This window comes from Bacillota bacterium, assembly GCA_012837335.1.
GTDB lineage: Bacteria > Bacillota > Limnochordia > Darwinibacteriales > DTU012 > DTU012.
In genome coordinates this window covers 1-19,597 of the sequence record DURM01000050.1, presented here as the reverse complement: position 1 = coordinate 19,597, position 19,597 = coordinate 1, and the positions used below count along the sequence as shown (strand labels likewise).

Below are 19,597 nucleotides of genomic sequence, written 5' to 3'. Positions count from 1 at the left end.
TCAACACCTATATTCTATCACTTATTTAAGGGAAATAGTATCCCAAAGCGAAACCCGATAATTCGCTACCATTCCCACTCCTCAGGATACTCATCATCTACAAAATGTACCTCTTCTAGATGCCAGCCGTGTTCCTTAGCAGCGTCAAAGACTGCTCTTTCCATGATCTGATATTCTGGATCAGTGCGAAACTCTGCGATCCGTCTTGCCATCGTAAACACACTTTTGGCGCGTCTCTCTCTGCTCATCTTAATGAATTCAATATTTAAGCGGTCTAGATACTGAAAGAGCATCTCATCTAACCCAATATAATTTTGATTCATGAGATTCAGCCATCTTGTGTAGGTGGCGGGAGCTAGGGTTTCTTTCACACATTTAGCAAAAGCCGCTTGAAACTGCCTGATTACCGCAATTGTTTCATCCCAAACCGCTTTGCCATTAAGGGCTCCAACATAAACATCTTTGCTCTTGGTCATATCTTTTATCCGCAGTTTAACCAGGTCATTAAGGACCAACATCAGATAAAACATCTCGGGATAAAGACAGTTGCAGCTGTAATACACATTGGTTTTAGGCACAATCAAAGAATGCCACTTCATTTTTTCTTCAGTCATATTGTTGTCGACTAAATAAATATCCCTGTGGGCCATGAAAGCATGTCTAATATCATAACAGACACTAAGTACCCGCAGGGACATATCAATATACTCCTGGTGTTTCTCGGAAAACTCACTAATGGCTATTTCGTACAGCGCCTGAACTAAGTTATACAGATCATAATAGTCACCGCGAATGGTGACTCCCGTGAAATTTGGGGTGTTTACTATGGAAATCATGTGTGTGGTATCTCCTTCCCCTAACCTTAACCTCATTATATTATCCTGCGGGATAATGAGCAATAACTTTATGCCAAATAATCTAAGCTATTGAAGAAAAAAACGGCGAAGTATTTGCACTTTGATATGGCAGCTTTATCCCAGAGACCGAATTCTTGCCGCCATAAAATCATAAAATGGCATGTTCAGCCCATCCCTTACATCAACGGGCAGCAAAGGAATTGCATCTTCCAGTAACTCTAATAATTTCAGTAAACCGACAGGCAGATTGGTTGGGCTGATTCCATCCAATGCATCACTTAAAGCTCCATAAACGTACTCTGGTAAATAGTCGTTAATCTTCTTAAAACCCAGCTGCGCATGTTCAGGATCATAGATATGCCGGAGCATAAGTACTAGGTCTCCACTGATATGACTTGCTAATCTTGATGCCCACACTAAATTGCCGCGCTTGTAAGCTGTCTCAAACTCCAATAATGAAAAGGTTAAACTTCCAAAGGTTCTTACTACCTCAGCCTTACTTACTTCAAAAGAGCTGCCATGGAAGTCAGCGAGAAGCCCTTCCGGATCGTACAGTACTTTAACCGCATCAGTCTGCTGAAGTGTGCTTGCTGTTACAGTGTATAAATCCAAATGCAAACCATTTGCAAATACCGCAACTATTTGTGGTCCGACAAAGTTTGCTTCGGACCAATAAAGCAGCTCCTTGTACTGCTTTAAATACTCTAGCCGACTACCTAAGAAGCGTTCTAATTCTTGTTCATGAACTAGGCAGTATAAATCAACATCTGAATAAGCGTCTCCGTCTCCCCGAGCCAATGAACCTTTAAGAAAGATTGCACGCACAGCTGGATCCCGCTTCAAATACGGCACCAGTGTGCTGACAGCATTCCATTGTTCCAACATTAACCTCTCCCCACTTTTCAATATCTGGTCAGTCTATATTTATCCTTTCGCTCTCGGTCGACACCATCTCAACCAACACCTTTAAAACTTAATTCTAGTTACTATTTCTTGTATATTATTGACAGGAGGTGCTGGCTGTGGACAAAAAACTGTTAACTGCGCAAGAGTTGGCTGCTGCTCTCAATCTGTCTGTGGAAACTATCTGGCGCTATACACGCGAGGGCAGTATTCCCACAGTGAAGCTGGGAAAACGGCAGTATCGCTATGATCAGAAGGCAGTATTGGATGCACTCTCGGTACGTGAAGAAAGCATGCCGTATGCATCCCAAGGTAAAGTCACATACCATGAATATGCTCAGCTGCCAGAAGAACCTGGTTACTCCTATGAGCTGATTGATGGTGTTCTAATCCGGCAGCCCTCTCCGGTTATTCATCATCAGCGGGTCTGCCTCAACCTCTACAGCATCTTAAAAGACTATTTTCGGGAAATCAATCCCCAAGGGGAAGTGTTTGCTGCACCCCTTGATGTTGTTTTCTCAAAACACACCGTAGTTCAGCCAGATTTATTATATATCGCAGATATAAATCAGCTGACAAGTGCCGAGTATATTGACTTATCCCCTTTATTGGTCGTTGAAGTATTATCCAAATCAGGTATCCGCAGAGACCGAATTCAGAAGCTAGAGGTATACCGTCAATATGGTGTTCTGCATTATTGGATAGTCAATCCCAATGAAGAAACGATTGAAGCATTTAAGTTAAAGGATAAGAACTACATGCTGCTGACGGCAACCAACACCATCTTTGAACATCCGGACTTCCCCGGTTTATCCTTTGATATGGCCAAGGTGTGCCATAATCCCCAAAGTTTGCGGTAAATGCCTGCAAATAGCAGAAAATCACAGGTATGCATCCTGTGATTCTCTCCTGTATTCAACTCTGCGTCTTTAATCTCTCGCGGTATTTATACGTCTGCTCCAGCATCATGTCCTTAACCTTCATTAGGCGGGTGATGTTGCCCCGCTCATTTTCCTCAAGCTTCATGGTAATGTACTTGATTGTTTCTTCAAGCTGAGGAATGAGCACATACTCTAGGGCGTTTACTCGTCTTCTGGTTTTCTCAATTTCCTGGGCTAGCAGCTGCGCTGATTTCTCACTTTCCGCCAGCTCCAGCATAAATGGCAGAGCAGACGCTAAAATCTGCATGGAGCGATCTAAATCACTGGAAGTCGAGGCAAATCCATAGGGGTAGATATTTTCATCATCGCTGCCAATTTCTGTGTACTTAAACCTTGGGACGTGAACACTCATCAGATTGACGGTATCTACATCCAGCTCTACCCTCTGCTTGGGAACCATCAGCGCTGCCTCGAGCACTTCTGAAGACATGACCGCTCTGGCTACCAAGAAACTCTGATAGGATTCGGTTAAAAGCTTTTCAACCTTTTCCCGCATCTCCTTGTTCTTCCTGACAACCTCCAGAAAGATCTTCATCAACTCATCGCGTTTATCTTTTAAGAGCTTATGGCCTCTGCGGGCTACTGTCAGCCGCTTCTTCAGCTTTGACAGCTCCATCCGAGTGGGATTTACATTGAGAACAGCCATCTAATCCTCTCCTCTTTGGAGATACTTATCTAGATATTCATCGCGAATCCGCTTAAGCTCAGCTCTTGGCAGAATTCTCAAGAGTTCCCAACCCAGCTCCATTGTTTCCTCAATAGTTCTATCCTCGTGGAATCCTTGGGAAACATATCTTTCCTCGAACTGATCCGCAAACTCAGCGTAGAGCTTATCCATCTCGGTCAACGCGGCTTCGCCAAGGATTACCGCTAATTCCTTAGCCTCTTTACCACTAGCATAAGCGGCAAAGAGCTGGTTCATCACGTCCGCGTGATCTTCGCGCGTCTTGCCTGCGCCGATACCCTTGTCTTTCAACCTTGACAGGGATGGCAGCACATCGATGGGCGGCTCAATGCCCTTGCGGTGCAGTTCCCGGCTGAGGATAATCTGACCTTCGGTAATGTAGCCTGTTAAGTCCGGAACCGGATGGGTCTTGTCATCCTCAGGCATGGTCAATATCGGAATTAAAGTGATACTGCCATTGCTGTCCTTCTTGCGGCCTGCTCTTTCATAAATTGTGGCTAAGTCGGTATACAAATATCCAGGATAACCTCTCCGTCCCGGAACCTCTTTCCTCGCTGCTGAAACCTCCCGCAGCGCTTCCGCATAGTTGGTAATATCGGTAAGGATTACCAGCACATGCATATCCTTTTCAAACGCCAGGTATTCCGCAGCTGTTAAGGCCATCCGCGGTGTAGAAATCCGCTCAATCGGCGGGTCATCAGCTAGGTTAATAAACACCACCGACCGATCAATCGCGCCGGTGCGGATAAAGTCGCTGATGAAGAAATCCGCTTCTTCGAAGGTAATTCCAATCGCTGCGAATACTACCGCAAATTTGCTCTGGTCATCTAATACCTTTGATTGACGGGCAATCTGGGCGGCCAGCTGGGCGTGGGGCAGTCCGGATCCGGAAAAGATCGGCAGTTTTTGGCCCCGAACTAAGGTGTTCAGTCCGTCAATCGCCGAAACTCCGGTTTGAATAAACTCGGAAGGATAGTCCCTAGCTGCCGGGTTGATCGGAATACCGTTAATATCCAGGCGCGCTTCCGGAATAATTTCCGGTCCTCCGTCGGCCGGGCGTCCCAAGCCTGTGAAAACTCTCCCCAGCATATCTATGGAAACAGGAAGCTCAGTACCCTTGCCTAAAAAGCGCACCTTACTTTGAGCAACGTTAATTCCCGCTGAGCTTTCAAACAGCTGCACCAGGGCATTGCCCTCATCAACTTCCAGCACTTTACACAAGCGGATATCACCGTTTGGCAGCTCAATCTCGCCTAATTCCTCGTATTTTACGCCTTCAACATTTTGCACAAGCATCAAAGGACCTGCGATTTCCGAAATGGTTTTATATTCTTTCAGCATCCTAGCCCACCTCCTCTGCTGCCAGTGCTTCAAACTGCTGATTCAGCTCAGTTTCAATTTCTCCAAAGACTTGATCCATCTGCGCTTCCGGAACATACTTAGCTCTGCCAATTCGCTCTCTGACCGGAATCGCAAAGATCTTGTTAATTGAAATACCCGCATCTACCGCTTCTACTGCTTTGTAGTAATAACCCATAATCAGCTTCAGCATCCGATACTGCTTCTGAAGCGATGTATAAGTATCCTCATCGTGGAAAGAGTTCTGATGGAGGTAGTCTTCCCTGATTGACCTTGCTGCTTCTAAGGTCACCCGCTCCAGCGGCGACAGGGAGTCAATACCTACCAGGCGCACGATTTCCTCAAGTTCCGCTTCTTCCTGAAGGATCCGCATAATATCCCGGCGGATCTTCGGCCAATCTCTGGCAATACTTTCACTCTGCCACTGCTCCAGCTGATCCAGATACAAGGAATAGCTGTTCAGCCAGTTGATTGCCGGGAAGTGGCGGCGGTACGCCAGGCTTGAATCCAAGCCCCAGAAAACCTTCACAATTCTCAAGGTTGCCTGGGTTACCGGCTCCGACAAGTCACCGCCCGGCGGAGAAACCGCTCCGATTGCAGTTAAAGCCCCTTCGCGGCCTTCTGTGCCGAGACTGATTACTCTGCCTGCTCGTTCATAGAACTGAGCTAAGCGGGAGGCCAAATACGCCGGGTAACCTTCTTCACCAGGCATTTCTTCCAGGCGTCCTGACATTTCCCGCAGTGCCTCTGCCCAGCGGGAAGTGGAATCAGCCATTAATGCTACGCTGTAGCCCATATCCCGGAAATACTCAGCGATGGTAATTCCGGTGTAGATCGAAGCTTCCCGGGCCGCTACCGGCATATCTGATGTATTGGCAATTAGGACGGTCCGCTTCATGAGCGATTCGCCGGTGCGCGGATCTTTCAGCTGCGGGAACTCGTTTAATACATCAGTCATTTCATTGCCCCGCTCTCCGCAGCCGATGTACACTACGATATCAGCGTCAGCCCATTTCGCCAGCTGGTGCTGCACCACTGTCTTACCGCTTCCAAAAGGTCCCGGAACAGCAGCCACTCCACCTTTAGCAATGGGAAAGAGGGTGTCGATTACCCGCTGTCCGGTAATTAAAGGCTCGGTTGGAGCCAATTTTTCTTTATAGGGACGGCCGACGCGAACCGGCCATTTCTGCATCATCGTTAGTTCTACTAATTCACCGCTGTCCGTTCTCAGCTTGGCTACAGTTTCAGCAATTGTAAACTCACCGGAGTAGATTTCTTCAATTGTACCGGCTACACGAGGTGGCACCATGATCCGGTGCTCCACAATCTCGGTTTCCTGCACTTTCCCGATAATATCTCCAGCAGTAACCTTGGCTCCAGGTTCAACAACCGGCTCGAACTTCCAGCGTTTATTCCGTTCAAGGGAATCTACGTCAATTCCTCTAGTGATGTTGCTGCCCACCATCCGGCGGATGGTCTCTAAAGGACGCTGAATTCCATCGAAGATTGTGCCGATTAAACCGGGGCCTAGCTCCACACTTAATGGTGCCCCAGTTGAGTAAACAGGTTCGCCCGGTCCCAAACCAGCTGTTTCTTCGTATACCTGAATCGAGGCCCGATCGCCCCGCATCTCTAAGACTTCACCAATCAGACGCTGTTCGCTTACGCGAACCACGTCAAACATATTGGCATCCTGCATACCTTCGGCAACAACCAAGGGACCTGATACCTTGACAATTCTTCCGTGACTCATAATCGCCTACCCTCTTTCGCACCATATTACGCCTATTCGTCTCTGAACAGGATGTCTGCTCCTATCGCCCGTTCGGCTGAGCTTCTTAAATTGCGCATGCCAATCCCCAGCGAACCTTGACTACTGGGTATCAAAATGATGGCCGGTACCATTTCGTCCTTGTACTTATCAATGGTTTCGCCAATCTCCTGCGCCATCTGCTCAGTGATGTACACAACAGCGTACTTCTCGCGGGCTAGTTCTTCCAGGGCTGCTTTGGCTGCGGACGAATCTTCAACTGGAAATACAGTCATCCCGATGGCCTTAAAGCCGAGAATACTGTCCTTATCACCGATTACACCGATTTTATACATAGGTTTCCCTCAGCCTTTCCCTGATGACATCTTGTGCTAATTGGTTTATCTTACCTACCATAATAATCCGGACATTTTTCACTTCCAGCTCTTTCGCCAGCAAGTATGTAACCAGCGGTTCGATACCAAATATGGCAAACTTGGTTTTCTTAAGCAGATCCATCAGGTAGTTATCGCAGAGCATTTCGAATCCGGCGAGACTGTTGGAAGCTTTAAATTTCCGCATACTATCTGCCAAGAGCTGATGGTATGGGGTTTCCTCATACGCTGGGGGAAACTGGTCAAATTCCAGCTCCAAAAGCCCTTGGTAAAACTTGGAGCCAAAACTGCCGCCGGGAATCAAGAAGCGCTCCAAAAACTCCCAATCTTGATTGATCAGCTTTGTGCGGAGCACAATCTTCAAATTAACCAGGTCAAGCGTAGAACTTACAATCTGGCTCACAAATGAGTTCTTCAGTTGTTTGGCAAGCGCCAGCATATCGCTGTGGAGTGCCTGGTCAAGAATGATGTCAATCAGCTGGGGATCCGCTGTTTTGCTGAAAGCATCGAAACAGGCATCAATCGCCGCCTGCATCGATTGTGGCAGATTGGAGAAATCCCGCTCTCTAAACATCGCCGCTACTTGATCCGGATTAAATAAGCTGGGCTCGGCTAAATACTGCTCTGCCATTTCCTGATTAGAGAGTTCTGCCTTCAAAAATACTTTGAAGTTGTGGTAGTCGTTCTTGATAAAAAACAGATCAAACGCTTTCGGATCCGGAGCAATCTCCATCAGCAAATTATAGACTTTAACCAGCTCTTCATTAAGAACCTGCTCGTAGCTTAAAGCAGTGCTCTCACCGGCTGAAAAGCCATAATTCGCCTCCCTTAAGATTCTAAACGCATCCTCGGCTGAATCGGCTTCAATCATCCGCTCCAGCGCAGCGCGGCTCAGCATCCGCTGCTCAATGGCACGAATGCGCCCAACCGCATATGCATATTTGGTATCCATAGACTGTATCATTTCGCTTCCCTCATTTTCAAATTAAGAGAATAACAAACCGGCTACTTCCATGGCAAGTTGGTCGTAATTCTGCTTCAGCAGCGCTTCGAAGGTGTAATTGACCGTAATATTTCCGGCCTTGAGAATCACTCCACCCTGAATCGGCCCAGTCTCCTGCGCCAGTTTAAGTGAACCGGAAAGACCCTTCTCTTTAACCACAGCATTAACTTGCTCCAAAAAACCCTCCGGCAGGCGCTTGTGGTCAGCTTCGGATAAAATAATCTGCTCTGAGCCCGTTGTGCTGCCCTGGACGATTAAGTCTTTGATCAGATCAAAATACCGATCATCCGGAAGGGAGCGGAGCTTGGCCAGAGCTTGGTCAAAAGCGGAGGCAATCACATCCTGCTTCGCCTGCAGCTTTTCTTTGCGGGCATTGAGCTGGGCAACAGAAATCAAGCGGTTGTAGAGTTCTTCACCGCGCGCTTTAGCTTCAGCGGTGATTTTATCGCACTCTACCTGCGCTCTTTCCCGGGTCTGCTCCAGAATCGCTGCTTTTTCCTCCTCAGCTTGCTTTTTTCTTTCAGCAGCTCTTAGTTTTGCATCTTCTATAATTTTACTTGTTAGTTGCTCTACTCCTGTCATCTTCAGGACACTTCCTTATGCGTATATTAAGCCTTACCAATGATCAGAATCGAGATGATCAATGAGAGAATCGCAAACATCTCAACCATCAGCGCCAGTACGACACCCTTAATCATACCTTCAGCCTGTTTAGCTACCATGTGAATACCGGCTACAGACACGCGACCCTGCAGAACTGCTGACACATAGCCGACAATACCAACTGGCAGTGATGCCAAGAAGAGGGTCAAACCTGCACCGAAATCAAGAGGTTCACCGATAATGATCTTACCGATAATCAAGAACGCGATAACGAAACCGTAAATGTTTTGAGTACTGGGCAGAGCCTGGAGAATCATGACCGGAACAAACTTATCCTGGTCTTCAGTCAAGACACCGGCACCTGCTTGACCACCGGCACCAACTGCTCTGGCTGAGCCGATTCCCGTAATAATAAAGGCAAATACTGCTCCCAAAACTGCTAAAATGTTACCAATGAGATCTCCCTGTAAGAATTCCATATTCACAACCTCCTAGTTTTTTAAATTGACATACTTAGTCTTGTACTTTAAAGGCTTGAAGGGCTTGCCTCCACTTTGATAAAACTTCCCGAAAAACTCAATGTACTGCAGCCGGCTTGAGTGCACATAAGCACCGAGCGCGTTGATTGCAAAATTCAGGCTGTGGCCAATTATCGCGATTACCGCTGCAACTAATATCTTAAAAATGTTGTTCAGACCGGCCATTGTGGCAATTTGATTGACAATGGTACCAATGATTGAAGTAGCCAGACCCAAGGCTAACAACCTGGAATAGGACAGCACATCGCTTAGGAAACTCACTAGGTCATAGAGACTGCCGACACCTGACACTAATTTGGATATTATGCCCTTATTCTCCCTCCCTTGAGTTAAGATCAGAACGACTGCGCCAACTGCCATCATTTTTTTACCCAAATCCACCCAGAAGGTGGTATCCTCTAAGGTCATGGCGGGCACGAAAGGCAGCACCACAAAGACAAATCCGGTAAACAGCACATACCAGGCCACTACATCCCATAAAACATCGATGTACTTGCCGTTGCGGATGTGGTTTACTCCCCTAACTGCAATGCCCACATAGATATGGAGTACCCCAAACAAGAGGGACCACTTGAGCATTTCTTCCGGTTCTTTAGTCGGATTAAGCCATAAGGGCCTTTCGCCGAAATACTCGATTCCAAACCAGCTGCCAAACATCAAGCCCCAGAACATAGTGGCAATGCCGCAGTACAGAACCAGTTTGGCGTATTTCTTCATATTCGCATCAAAATCGAACTTCCACAGGGCAAATAAGGCGGCAAGAGTCATGACCACTCCGTATCCGCCATCTCCCAGCATCAAACCAAAAAAGCCGATGAAGAAGGGAGCCATTATGGTGTTGGGATCGAGTTCGCGGCAGTTTGGCAGCCCGTACATAGCGGTAATGCCCTCAACACTGGCGCCGAGGCTGCTGTTTTCCAGCAGTACGGGAAACTCTTCGTCCTCTGCCGGTTCACTGATTTCCACAACACAGGTCCACTGCTCATTAAGGCGGCGTTTGATCTCATCGCTGAGCTCTGCCGGCAGCCATCCTTCGATTAAAAAGACGCTTTCAGTATTGGTCAAAGTTTCTAACGCGGTTTCTTTATCCCGCTGACCGGTGAGATAATCGTAATAGAGCTCTAAATTAAATTTTTCCACAGCATAAGCGGCTATCGCTGCTTCTTTTTCTTGATACGCGCGGTCAAGAGCTTTAACTTCCTGCTCAGCTTCGCGAATTCGCTCCGCCGCGGTTCCCGTCATGCCGCTGAAACTAACCGGGACAAAGTCAAAGTTTTTCAACACATTGTCAACTGCGCTCTGCAGTTGGTGATGATAGATTAAAAATACATACTGCTGGAATTTATCGTGAGTAACTACTTCTAGATAGCTTGCGGGTACTTCGGATGTTAATTCAGATTTGACTTTTTCTGCATCAACAGATGGAGGTAAAACACCTAGTACAACTTTTGTATATTCGGTGCCTTTAAAATTAAGAGGAATATCTAATGGCTGCCACGGTTGAAGAGATGCAATCAGATTTTCAGCTTTGTTGCGCTGATTCTGGAGTTCCTGCTGCTCCCTGCCAAGACGGAGGATATCCGTGACAATTTCCTGTAACCTTGCGTGCTCAGTTTCTACTGCTGCAAATTCGCTGACCGATACTGATCTCTTAGCGGCAAAAAGAGGCTTTTTCCCGCCATTGTACCGGGCTAGTCTTCCTAAAGCTGCTGCTGTCTGCTCAATTTGGCCGTTTAAAGCTTCAATGGCATCGCTGCGGTCCTCTTCGGTAACGAGGTGCGACCACTGGGATATCCATTCCGAACTGGTTAAATCGTGGGAAGTTATTTCAACAACGCCCAGAGTCATCAGTTCAGACAGGATCTGGTTTTTATCGGCGTTTAAACCAACCAGCATGAGCTTGTTCATGCTAACGACCGCCATGCGCGTTCACTACCTTCTCTATAATAAGTTCAACGGCTTGGTCTAGGCGAGCTGCTGCTTCGGCTCTGATCTTGTCGCATTCAGCTTTAGTTTCGACCTGCAGTTTGGCTGTCGCTTCCTCAGCTGATCTGCGAGCATCGGCAATAATCTTCTCAGCTTCGGCTTCAGCATTCCGGATCAGCTGTTTCTCCAGCTCATCGGCTTGGCTGTAGGCTTCAGCGATTATTTCCTGAGCTTCGGTTTCGGCCTGTTTGCGAATCGCTTCGGCCTGTGCCTCAGCCGACATAACGGATTGAATAATTTCGCTCGACACTTAACTACCTCCGTTTCCTTAAAAATTTACTACAGCAGCGGTTTTAACTGGTATCTAAGCATGATAATACCATAAACAAGTCTAGATTTCCACATAAAAATTCATAAAATTATTTAAATGAACATTAACCACTATCAAATGACAGAGCGGCAAGATTGTGACAAATTGAACAACAAAAAAGCAGCAACCATGAGGGTTGGTGCTTTAAAATCTAATTCCAAAACCAAGACGAATGTCCCGCTGCCAATTCTGGCTCATCACCACAGCAACATGCCCGATCAAGCGATCCCTAGTGTACCAGAGATCGAAACCAGCTTTATCCCACTTGTCGGCATTACTGCGCAGACTAAATCTCAGGGTGAAGTCAGGTCGAGGTTCCAAGACCACATAACCCTCGTACTGCTGCTCCTGCAGCCGAGCATCGAGTCCGACCAATACTAGGTCTGCTAAGTTTACAGCTGCGCCAACTGAAATACTGCTCCGTTCGTGAATCTGTTCGATGTCACTTAATGGGATGGAGTGGACCGCTACCCGAGCGACCAGGTCTCCAGCTGTATAAGCAACTCCCAGATCTACCAGCCATTCGGACACCGGATTAGAAAATCTGTGAAGTGTAAATCCCACCTGAGTATGATCCAGCTCCTTAGTACCCACAAAGGAGAAAATATCGGCTTCATCATCCTGGCCGACCTGGTAAATAAAAGCACCATGCCCTTCTGCAAATACATCATACTCAGCGTAGGATACTAAGTAATGCTGTGTGTCCAAATTAAAACTGCCATAAACTAACGAACCATAACCAATCTCAGATAATAACAGAGGATTCTCCAAACCGCGATCAGGCGTGATCGCACTAACTTGAATTGAGACCAGCAGCGTAATAATCAGTGCCGCAGCTAAGCTCCGTGTACTTACCACGGACTACACCTCGCTTTCAATTATGTAAAGAGTGACCATGATTATTACTTCGATCTCGCTATTCTCAATCCTTTCTGTTCTGATTAATTTTCTAATTAAGGGAATCTCTGGGACCAAATAGTAACCGAAAACCCCGGTGCTGCAGCCACCGGGGTTCCGCGTGTGATTTATTGATCTACTGATAAACCAACCAAACCCTGACCGAATCTTGAAGTGATAATTCAAGACTTTGTTTGAGCACTTCCTTCCGCTCCTCCACCGAATTAAACGGTCCATTCAACCTATCTACTACCTCAATCAACTCTGGATTATGAGTGTAAGCTTCCCCCAAACGCCCTAGGCTGCCTGGCGTGTGAAACTGCTTCAGAAGGTGATGGCTTAAATAATTTTTTGAGACCATCCAACCACCGGTATACAAGTTCCACTTGCCATCTGTTGGGTCACCATTCATCCAAATAGGGACAGCTTGGCCTCCATTTAAGTAGATCCTTTCAACAGCAAAACCAACATTCTTTAACTGATCCGCTATATAATCGCCTAATTTCGTGCGAACTTCATCATCACGGATGAGGAATTTTACTTCCACGGGTTCATCCTTATAGTGCCAGATGCCACCAACTAACTCAGCACCAAGCTGCTCCATTTCGGCGTGAATCACCGCTTCAGCCTTGGCAGCATCAAAACTGTACTTTTGTTCCAGCGCCTCTATCGTATCGAGCATAAGCTCGTACTCAAAGGTATCTGGCACTACTACTGTTGTCAATGGACTGTGATCAGTGTAGATGCTGCTGACAATATACTCTCTATCAATCAGCCAGTTCATCGCCTCGCGAATCTTAGCCGATGAAAATGGATTGAGCTTTGCTGTATCCTTAAAGACAGTATGGTTAATTGTTAGTTCGGCCGTGAACACAAGAGGTACTGATCCCTCACTAAGGGTAAATGAAATGCGATCACCTTTTTGCACGACCAAAGGAGTCGGTTCTACCACAAAACCATCCATAACGCCAGTAACAATGGTACTCGCTGCGGTGGTGTTTACAACTGCAAAACCTCTGCTGTTAGTAGTAACGCTTCCGGTGCTGTCCGTTAACATCAACGATACCCCTGGTACGATGGCTCCAGAACTATCTTTGGTCTCGAAAAATATGCTTTCCTCTTCGCTGTACATTACAGCTGTGACTGACTTATCCTCATCCATCATAATCTCTGTTTTAGGTGAATAAGGGTCACTGACATCACCGATCCAATAGCTGAATTCCCACCCAGATGCGGGAATGGCTTCAATGGTTACCAAGGTATCGCTGGGTATACTGGTGGCGCCAGCCTTGGGGTTTACTGAACCCTGTCCGCTCACATAAACTTCGAGATTGAATTTTGGTCCAGATTTACCTGCGCCGCCACCCAGACATCCACTTAACATAACAACCAACAGCAAAACTAGTGCGATTGACTTACCGCGAAAACTCATTTTTTCATCTCCTTTTCCGTGTCTTTTGATAGAGCCGCAGTCTGATAAATACAACTGCTTAGATCATAGATAGTAAGATTCTTCCATTTTCAAGAAGTTTCTGCCATATTTTCACAACAGACAACTATCTCTTAATAGGTTTTTCTACTGGTATCCTGGATTAATCAAAAATACCCCCTGTTCTATCACCTTAGGGGGTAAATTTGATTTAATGCTCTTCTGTATCCCGATCCCTTTTGCGGAAGCGCTGAGCTTCCACAAATTCTACTTCGGTCTGGCTGGTAGTATCATAAACCGTGCGGCTTCTGCCCACCGCGTAGCCAATGATACTGCCTAATACAACGGGTATTCCTAAGTTCATCCCTACCATTTCAATCAGCATAACCGCAGCAGCAATGGGAACATTAGCTATCGAAGCTAAACTTGCCGCCATTCCCGATACAACCAGGCTGGCAGTCAGATTCGGATCGCCCCCGGCTGTAAAACTTGCTAACCAGTTGCCTGAAACAGCCCCAATAAAGAGCGCGGGAATCACCAAACCGCCGCTTCCACCTGAACCAACAGTAAAGGAAGTGGCCAGGATTTTACCGACTAACAGCGCCAGCAGCAGGACCCATGATTGGGATTCAGTTATCAGCTGCTGAATAACTTCAGAACCGGTTCCACCTACAGCCGGCACCCACAGCAGCACTAATCCGGTTAGGACTCCTCCGATAATCGGACGCGGAAAGGGGAAGGCAATCCTCTGCATCTGCCGCTTAATCATACCAAAGATAATCATAAATAGAAAAGCAATTGCGCCGCTGATCAATCCGGAAACAATATACCAAGGCACATGGACTGCATCGGGCAGGTAATCAGGAATCATAAACAGCGGTGTTCCTGAAGCGAACCTGCAGTAGGCAACAAAACCCATGGTCGAGGACAGCACTGCCGGGAAAAGATCATGGTAGTGCAGGGATGTCCGGTATAAGACCTCGACAACAAAAATGCCTCCCCCTAGTGGGGACCGGAACACAGCTCCAACCGCACCGGCTGCACCGCCGATGGCAAGCAGGCGAAAATCATCGTCATCAAGCAGCTTCCCAATAAATGGAATCCGCGATAATCCTTTCGCTAAACTGCCCCCGATCACAACCATCGGTCCTTCGACGCCGCCACTGCCGCGAAACCCCAAAGTGGCAGCAGTAGCCGCAATCTTACTGAATAAAGTCCTAAACCGCATATCACCATTATCGATATTGACAGCATACAGATAGTGGTTGGTTCCCGAACCGGCTGCCTGGCGATCCCAGTATGCGTAGATAATTACTATCAGCGCGGCGCCAACTGCTGGGGAAAGCCATACGGGTATGGCTGCACTCAAATCGGTCACAAAATCAATCGCACTGTTTAATACTACGGCTGCCAATCCACCGCCGATGCCGACTAACACAGCTAAAAACAGCCATTTCGCCATATAGCGGCTGGCATAAAAGAAGGAATTCTGCATCATTTCTCTCCCGTTATATCAAATTTATTTTATCTAATGCTACTTATCCAGCCATGGCTGAGTTCCTGCCCCAACCCAGGATCATTATTACCGAATTCCTCTAACTTGATCCCGTCCGGCCGCTTTGGCCTCATACAGCGCTTGGTCAGCAGCTTCAAATAAGTCCTGGTAGCTGTTAGTCTCCGCAGGTATCAGAGCGGAAACACCGATACTAACCGTTACCCAAGAACTGATGGGTGAACATGAATGAGGGATTTGCAGATCCTTAACTTTTTCACAGACCAATTCACCCATTCGCATCGCTTGGTCAAAGCTCTGCTCCGGCATTACCACCACAAACTCCTCACCGCCGTAGCGAACCACCAGATCAGTTGAGCGCTGAAAAACATTGGTAAGGCATTCAGCAATCGTAACCAAACAGTCATCTCCTGATAAATGCCCGTAGCAGTCATTATAATTTTTAAAGTAATCGATATCAATGATCATCATGGCAATGGATCGCTCATACCGCTGGCAGCGGCTCCACTCGATCTCCATCACTTCATCGTAGTATCTCCGGTTCCACAGTCCGGTAGCTGGATCTTTGCGCGATATCATCCGCAGTGTCCGGTTAGCTTCCTCCAGTTCACGCTGAGATTTTGCTAACGCCATTGTCCGGTCATGGACCAGTCGATCTAAGTGCAGAACCATCTCTTCTTCTCTCTGGTGAGCAAGAGAAAACTTGTTAGCCATCACGACTGCCAGGGCAAAAAGGAAGATAAGCTGACCAGTAGTTGACAGATTATCGGTTTTGACAAATGACCGTAAAAAAGCCAGGCGATTATCGTTAAGCCAGATACTCAAATAGAGGATGTCATTAATCGCAGTCAGAATTAAAGCCAAGGCCCCCGCTATAATCAACGCGCTTCCCTCTTCGCGTGAGTGCAGAGCTCTGAAAGAATTGTGTAAGAGATAGGCGATCACAGCGAAAGTGAAAACCTGATATACCGGATTAATTACACTGAAAACGCGGACCGGTGTGACGATAACCAGCAGGGTGAAAAAACCGGAGAAAAAACCGGCAAGCTTCACCACTTTTGCATTATATAAATCGGAAAATACCGCGTGGAAAAACTTAAGGATTGCCGGCACCCCTAGATAATACGTCAAAGTCTGAATCTTATGGACAAACTCCCAGTTTAAGGCTGGAAAGAGATAGATCAAGAACCGCTCACCCACAATCAGGGTCCTAATGCCGACAAGCAGGCAAAAAATCCCAAAATACAAAGGATAGACTTCCTTCTTCCGGTAAAAGTAAATCGTTAGGTGGTAAAGTCCCATTGTAAATAAGCAGCCAAAAGCAAACAGCTCATAAGCAACGCTGCGGAAGCGCTGATCCATGATCTGTTTCCCACTGCCAAGGACAATGCTCTCCAAGATACCTCCACTGCGGTGATAGAAGTTTGAGACTTGAACAATCAGCTCATTTTCTCCCTGCTTTGGAGTAAAAACTACAGCCTGCGGCAGATATTGGGGAGACATTGAAGCTCGATCAGTTCCCACCACACCACTGGCGGCAGCCTGCTCGCCGTTGAGATAGAGTCGATAGGCGGTCATCATCCGCGGCAGCTTCAGCGCTAGTTTATCTGAAGTATCCACCTCAAACAGTAGCCGATAGGTAGCATATCCTGAGCCGGAAAGCTTTTTCCCAGCAATGATTTCATTGTTCCAGCTGCCGGGAACATCAATGTAGTTTACCGGCAAACTGACTCCGGCTGCAATATCGTCCGGTTCCAGCAGAGCCTGCCAATAAAACTCCCATGTACCATCAAGGGCAGTTACTCCCTGCTCCGGTGTCCAAGCGGTTAAATCTAGTGTGCCCAAAGCATGAGCACTATTTGCCGCGCCCAACAAAAGCATTACAACCATAATCTTTACAGCCGATTTTCCCAAGGAAGCCATGGCACTACCCCTTGCTCTAATTTTCGCACTATACCCCTTGGTTAACCATCGCAACTAACAATTCCTATGTAATAAAAAAAAGACTCCGAAACAGATAATTCCAGAGTCTTGTTAAGAATTCCTGATGACCAGCTCAGTGATCTCGCCCCTGCCGCTGCCATCGCAGTTGATACTGCGTTTGGCATAAACTCGGTCGATTATAAATCCCTGGTAGAGCTTATCAAAAAATTCATCATCGGGATCGCTCACCTTTGGATCAGAGTTGCTGAGCAGCAATGCGGCTCCAATCCCATCTAATTCCCGGAAGTACTCGGCTAAGCGGATCTGATCGTCATCAGTAAAATCAATGCTGCTGTAATTGGTAAAACGGGAGGTCCGGGTAAGGGGCCGATAAGGTGGATCAAAGTAGACAAGCGTGTTTTGATCAATAAATGGTCTGGATCTGTAAAAATCGCCGCAGATCAGGTTTACACCGGTAAGCGCTTGACTGGCAGCTTTAATGTTCTCCGAATCACAGATTGTGGGATAATCATATCGGCCGTGGGGAGCATTGAATTCTCCCCTTTGGTTCTGGCGATACAAGCCGTTGTAGCAGGTCTTATTTAAAAAGATCAGATAACTTGCGGGGATAATCCAATCTGTGGTGAAAGTCTGAAAATCAATTCTGCACTTCTGCCTGTTATAGCGGTCGCGGATGGTGTAGTAATATTCCTTCCGCCTTTCTTGGTCTAATTCCAGATAGTGCTGTTCCAAACGGGATAGCTGTTGGATCAAAGCATCCGGCTCCCGCTGCACAACCTGATAGCCCAGCATTAACTCTTGATTAATATCCATTAAGTAAGCATCTTCAATCATAAACCTGCTTTTCAGATGAAAGAAAAAGGCTCCCCCGCCTACAAACGGTTCCACATATCTTTTGATCACACCTGATTCCTTAATCTGCCGAGGCAGCCGCTTCGTCAGCTCAGGAAGCAGCTGCGTTTTGCCCCCGACCCATTTCAGAAAGGGTTTCGCCTGTACCAGTATGTTCACCTCGGTCACCCCTTCTCCCAATCCCGCAGTTTGACTGAGGATATCGATTTGTAAATATATTTCGATATAGTATTATTATTCACCTGCAAAATGCGCCCTGCTTTCGGCAAGCAGGGCGCATTTTTAAGGAAAAAAGCCCTGCGAGTTGACCGCAGGGCTTTGCAAATCAATATCAGTACAGCACCTGGACTCCTCGTCCCTCAAGCTCCCCAATGATCTGCAGAGCAGCCGAGCCTGGGGTTAAATCGAGATTATTGCCCCTAATATTGACCTGCTCCAAACTGGTTAATTGGAGCAGGACACTGATATCGCTGATTTGATTGAAATCAAGCATGAGCCATACCAGCTCCTTCAACTCAGAAAGGGCTTCAATGTCTGTTATATGATTATCAGAGAGATCCAGCCGCTCCAGATTCACTAGCTCAGCGAGGGGACTAATATCCTCAATCCGATTCCCGTACAGAAGAAGAATTTCTAGGTCAGTCAACCGTGCCAGCTGACTCAGATCGGTGATGTAGCTTTGGGCTGCATAAAGGCTTTTTAGTTGAGTTAAGTCAGCTAGGACACTTAAATCAGAAGTCAGGATTCTATCTAAAACGAGCACCTCCAGCTTTGTTAGACCAGCCAAAACACTGATGTCTGCGATGGGATTGGAAGCGATATCCAGATGGCGCAGATTAGTCATCCCTGCCAGCGGCGAGATGTAGTGAATGTAGTTATCACTAACTGCCAGCGCTTCTAAACTTCGAAGCCCCGCCAGATCAGCGATACTGCTGATCTGATTTGCGCCCAACAACAGGATTTGGAGATTAGTGAGTTCTGCCAGACTGCTTAGGTCGCGAATCTGGTTTCTAGTTAACAGCAGCCACTGCAGGCTTTTCAGCTTGGACAGGGGAGCTAAATCTGCAATTTGATTGTCATACAAGGAAAGAAACCGGAGGTTCTGTAAATGCTCGATGCCACTTAGGGATGAAATCCCCATTTCATCGCCGTTTAGGTCATTAATTCCCCAAACATCAGTGGACACAAGCTCCCCATCAGGCTTACCGGCTGCATCCCGGACTACCTGCTCCAGCCAAGGATCATCAAACACCACAGATGAATGCTGCGGTTCGTATAATACCGCTGCCCCACGATCCAAGAGGGTTTAAAGATCCTTCATATTCTCTGAGCCGGGAGTTAAACCGAGATTGTTGTGCCGCAGGTCGATCTGTACCCCCACACCTAACTCAGTGTTCATCACTAGCGGTGAGATATCGGCGATGAGATTGCCCTCCAAATTGATGTTTGTCAGCTTTGGCAGCGCTGCCAGGGCACTGATATTGGTGATTTGGTTGTTGCCTAAATTAAGGTTCCGAAGTTTTTGCAGATCAATCAGGTAACTGATATCAGAAATCAGGTTGGAACTTAAATCAAGATCCTCTAGTTTCTGCAGATGCTCAATCCCGTATATTTCTTGAATGCTGAGTCCA

Annotated in this window: 19 protein-coding genes; 1 reads left to right on the top strand and 18 read right to left on the bottom strand. The window is 46.9% G+C overall.

All coding sequences use genetic code 11. The annotated features are described in order from the left end of the window. Positions 1–65: 65 nt before the first annotated feature. On the bottom strand, positions 66–836 hold the full coding sequence (locus tag GX019_06365; GenBank protein HHT36787.1) for a hypothetical protein: 771 nt from the start codon (positions 834–836) through the stop codon (positions 66–68). A gap of 135 nt (positions 837–971) precedes the next feature. After that, positions 972–1,739: a nucleotidyltransferase domain-containing protein gene (locus GX019_06360; GenBank protein HHT36786.1), complete on the bottom strand. Its 768-nt coding sequence runs from the start codon at positions 1,737–1,739 to the stop codon at positions 972–974. Positions 1,740–1,873: 134 nt separating this feature from the next. Here GX019_06360 and GX019_06355 point away from each other — a divergent pair, with 134 nt between their 5' ends. Beyond that, on the top strand, positions 1,874–2,620 hold the full coding sequence (locus GX019_06355; protein ID HHT36785.1) for a helix-turn-helix domain-containing protein: 747 nt from the start codon (positions 1,874–1,876) through the stop codon (positions 2,618–2,620). Positions 2,621–2,675: 55 nt separating this feature from the next. Here the strand turns inward: GX019_06355 and GX019_06350 are convergent, their stop codons facing one another. The 16 genes from GX019_06350 to GX019_06275 form a co-directional block, all read right to left on the bottom strand. Then, positions 2,676–3,347 carry a V-type ATP synthase subunit D gene (locus GX019_06350; GenBank protein HHT36784.1) on the bottom strand — a complete coding sequence of 224 codons (672 nt, stop codon included), beginning with the start codon at positions 3,345–3,347 and terminating at the stop codon, positions 2,676–2,678. Next, positions 3,348–4,727 carry a V-type ATP synthase subunit B gene (locus tag GX019_06345; protein ID HHT36783.1) on the bottom strand — a complete coding sequence of 460 codons (1,380 nt, stop codon included), beginning with the start codon at positions 4,725–4,727 and terminating at the stop codon, positions 3,348–3,350. 1 nt (position 4,728) lies between these two features. Continuing rightward, positions 4,729–6,498 carry a V-type ATP synthase subunit A gene (locus GX019_06340; GenBank protein HHT36782.1) on the bottom strand — a complete coding sequence of 590 codons (1,770 nt, stop codon included), beginning with the start codon at positions 6,496–6,498 and terminating at the stop codon, positions 4,729–4,731. Between the two features lie 32 nt (positions 6,499–6,530). After that, positions 6,531–6,851 carry a V-type ATP synthase subunit F gene (locus tag GX019_06335; protein ID HHT36781.1) on the bottom strand — a complete coding sequence of 107 codons (321 nt, stop codon included), beginning with the start codon at positions 6,849–6,851 and terminating at the stop codon, positions 6,531–6,533. Continuing rightward, positions 6,844–7,854, bottom strand: a complete 1,011-nt coding sequence (locus GX019_06330; GenBank protein HHT36780.1) for a V-type ATP synthase subunit C — start codon at positions 7,852–7,854, stop codon at positions 6,844–6,846. The genes GX019_06335 and GX019_06330 overlap by 8 nt, the downstream gene beginning before the upstream one ends. 21 nt (positions 7,855–7,875) lie before the next feature. Beyond that, positions 7,876–8,475 (bottom strand): hypothetical protein, encoded by a 600-nt coding sequence (locus tag GX019_06325; protein ID HHT36779.1) that lies wholly within the window; start codon positions 8,473–8,475, stop codon positions 7,876–7,878. A gap of 26 nt (positions 8,476–8,501) precedes the next feature. Continuing rightward, a complete protein-coding gene (locus tag GX019_06320; GenBank protein ID HHT36778.1) occupies positions 8,502–8,975 on the bottom strand; it encodes a V-type ATP synthase subunit K in 474 nt (157 codons plus the stop codon). A gap of 12 nt (positions 8,976–8,987) precedes the next feature. Beyond that, a complete protein-coding gene (locus GX019_06315; protein ID HHT36777.1) occupies positions 8,988–10,943 on the bottom strand; it encodes a V-type ATP synthase subunit I in 1,956 nt (651 codons plus the stop codon). A gap of 1 nt (position 10,944) precedes the next feature. Further along, positions 10,945–11,271: a hypothetical protein gene (locus GX019_06310; protein HHT36776.1), complete on the bottom strand. Its 327-nt coding sequence runs from the start codon at positions 11,269–11,271 to the stop codon at positions 10,945–10,947. A gap of 204 nt (positions 11,272–11,475) precedes the next feature. Next, positions 11,476–12,189 carry a hypothetical protein gene (locus GX019_06305; protein HHT36775.1) on the bottom strand — a complete coding sequence of 238 codons (714 nt, stop codon included), beginning with the start codon at positions 12,187–12,189 and terminating at the stop codon, positions 11,476–11,478. Between the two features lie 175 nt (positions 12,190–12,364). Next, on the bottom strand, positions 12,365–13,660 hold the full coding sequence (locus GX019_06300) for a hypothetical protein (GenBank protein ID HHT36774.1): 1,296 nt from the start codon (positions 13,658–13,660) through the stop codon (positions 12,365–12,367). A 208-nt stretch (positions 13,661–13,868) separates the two neighbouring features. Further along, positions 13,869–15,152 (bottom strand): chloride channel protein, encoded by a 1,284-nt coding sequence (locus GX019_06295; GenBank protein ID HHT36773.1) that lies wholly within the window; start codon positions 15,150–15,152, stop codon positions 13,869–13,871. A gap of 87 nt (positions 15,153–15,239) precedes the next feature. Beyond that, positions 15,240–17,093, bottom strand: a complete 1,854-nt coding sequence (locus GX019_06290; protein HHT36772.1) for a diguanylate cyclase — start codon at positions 17,091–17,093, stop codon at positions 15,240–15,242. Between the two features lie 111 nt (positions 17,094–17,204). Beyond that, a complete protein-coding gene (locus GX019_06285; protein ID HHT36771.1) occupies positions 17,205–18,146 on the bottom strand; it encodes a DNA adenine methylase in 942 nt (313 codons plus the stop codon). Positions 18,147–18,297: 151 nt separating this feature from the next. Then, positions 18,298–19,218: a hypothetical protein gene (locus GX019_06280; GenBank protein HHT36770.1), complete on the bottom strand. Its 921-nt coding sequence runs from the start codon at positions 19,216–19,218 to the stop codon at positions 18,298–18,300. 54 nt (positions 19,219–19,272) lie between these two features. Then, positions 19,273–19,597, bottom strand: a 325-nt coding sequence (locus GX019_06275) for a leucine-rich repeat domain-containing protein (GenBank protein ID HHT36769.1), incomplete at its 5' end; no start/stop codon positions are given.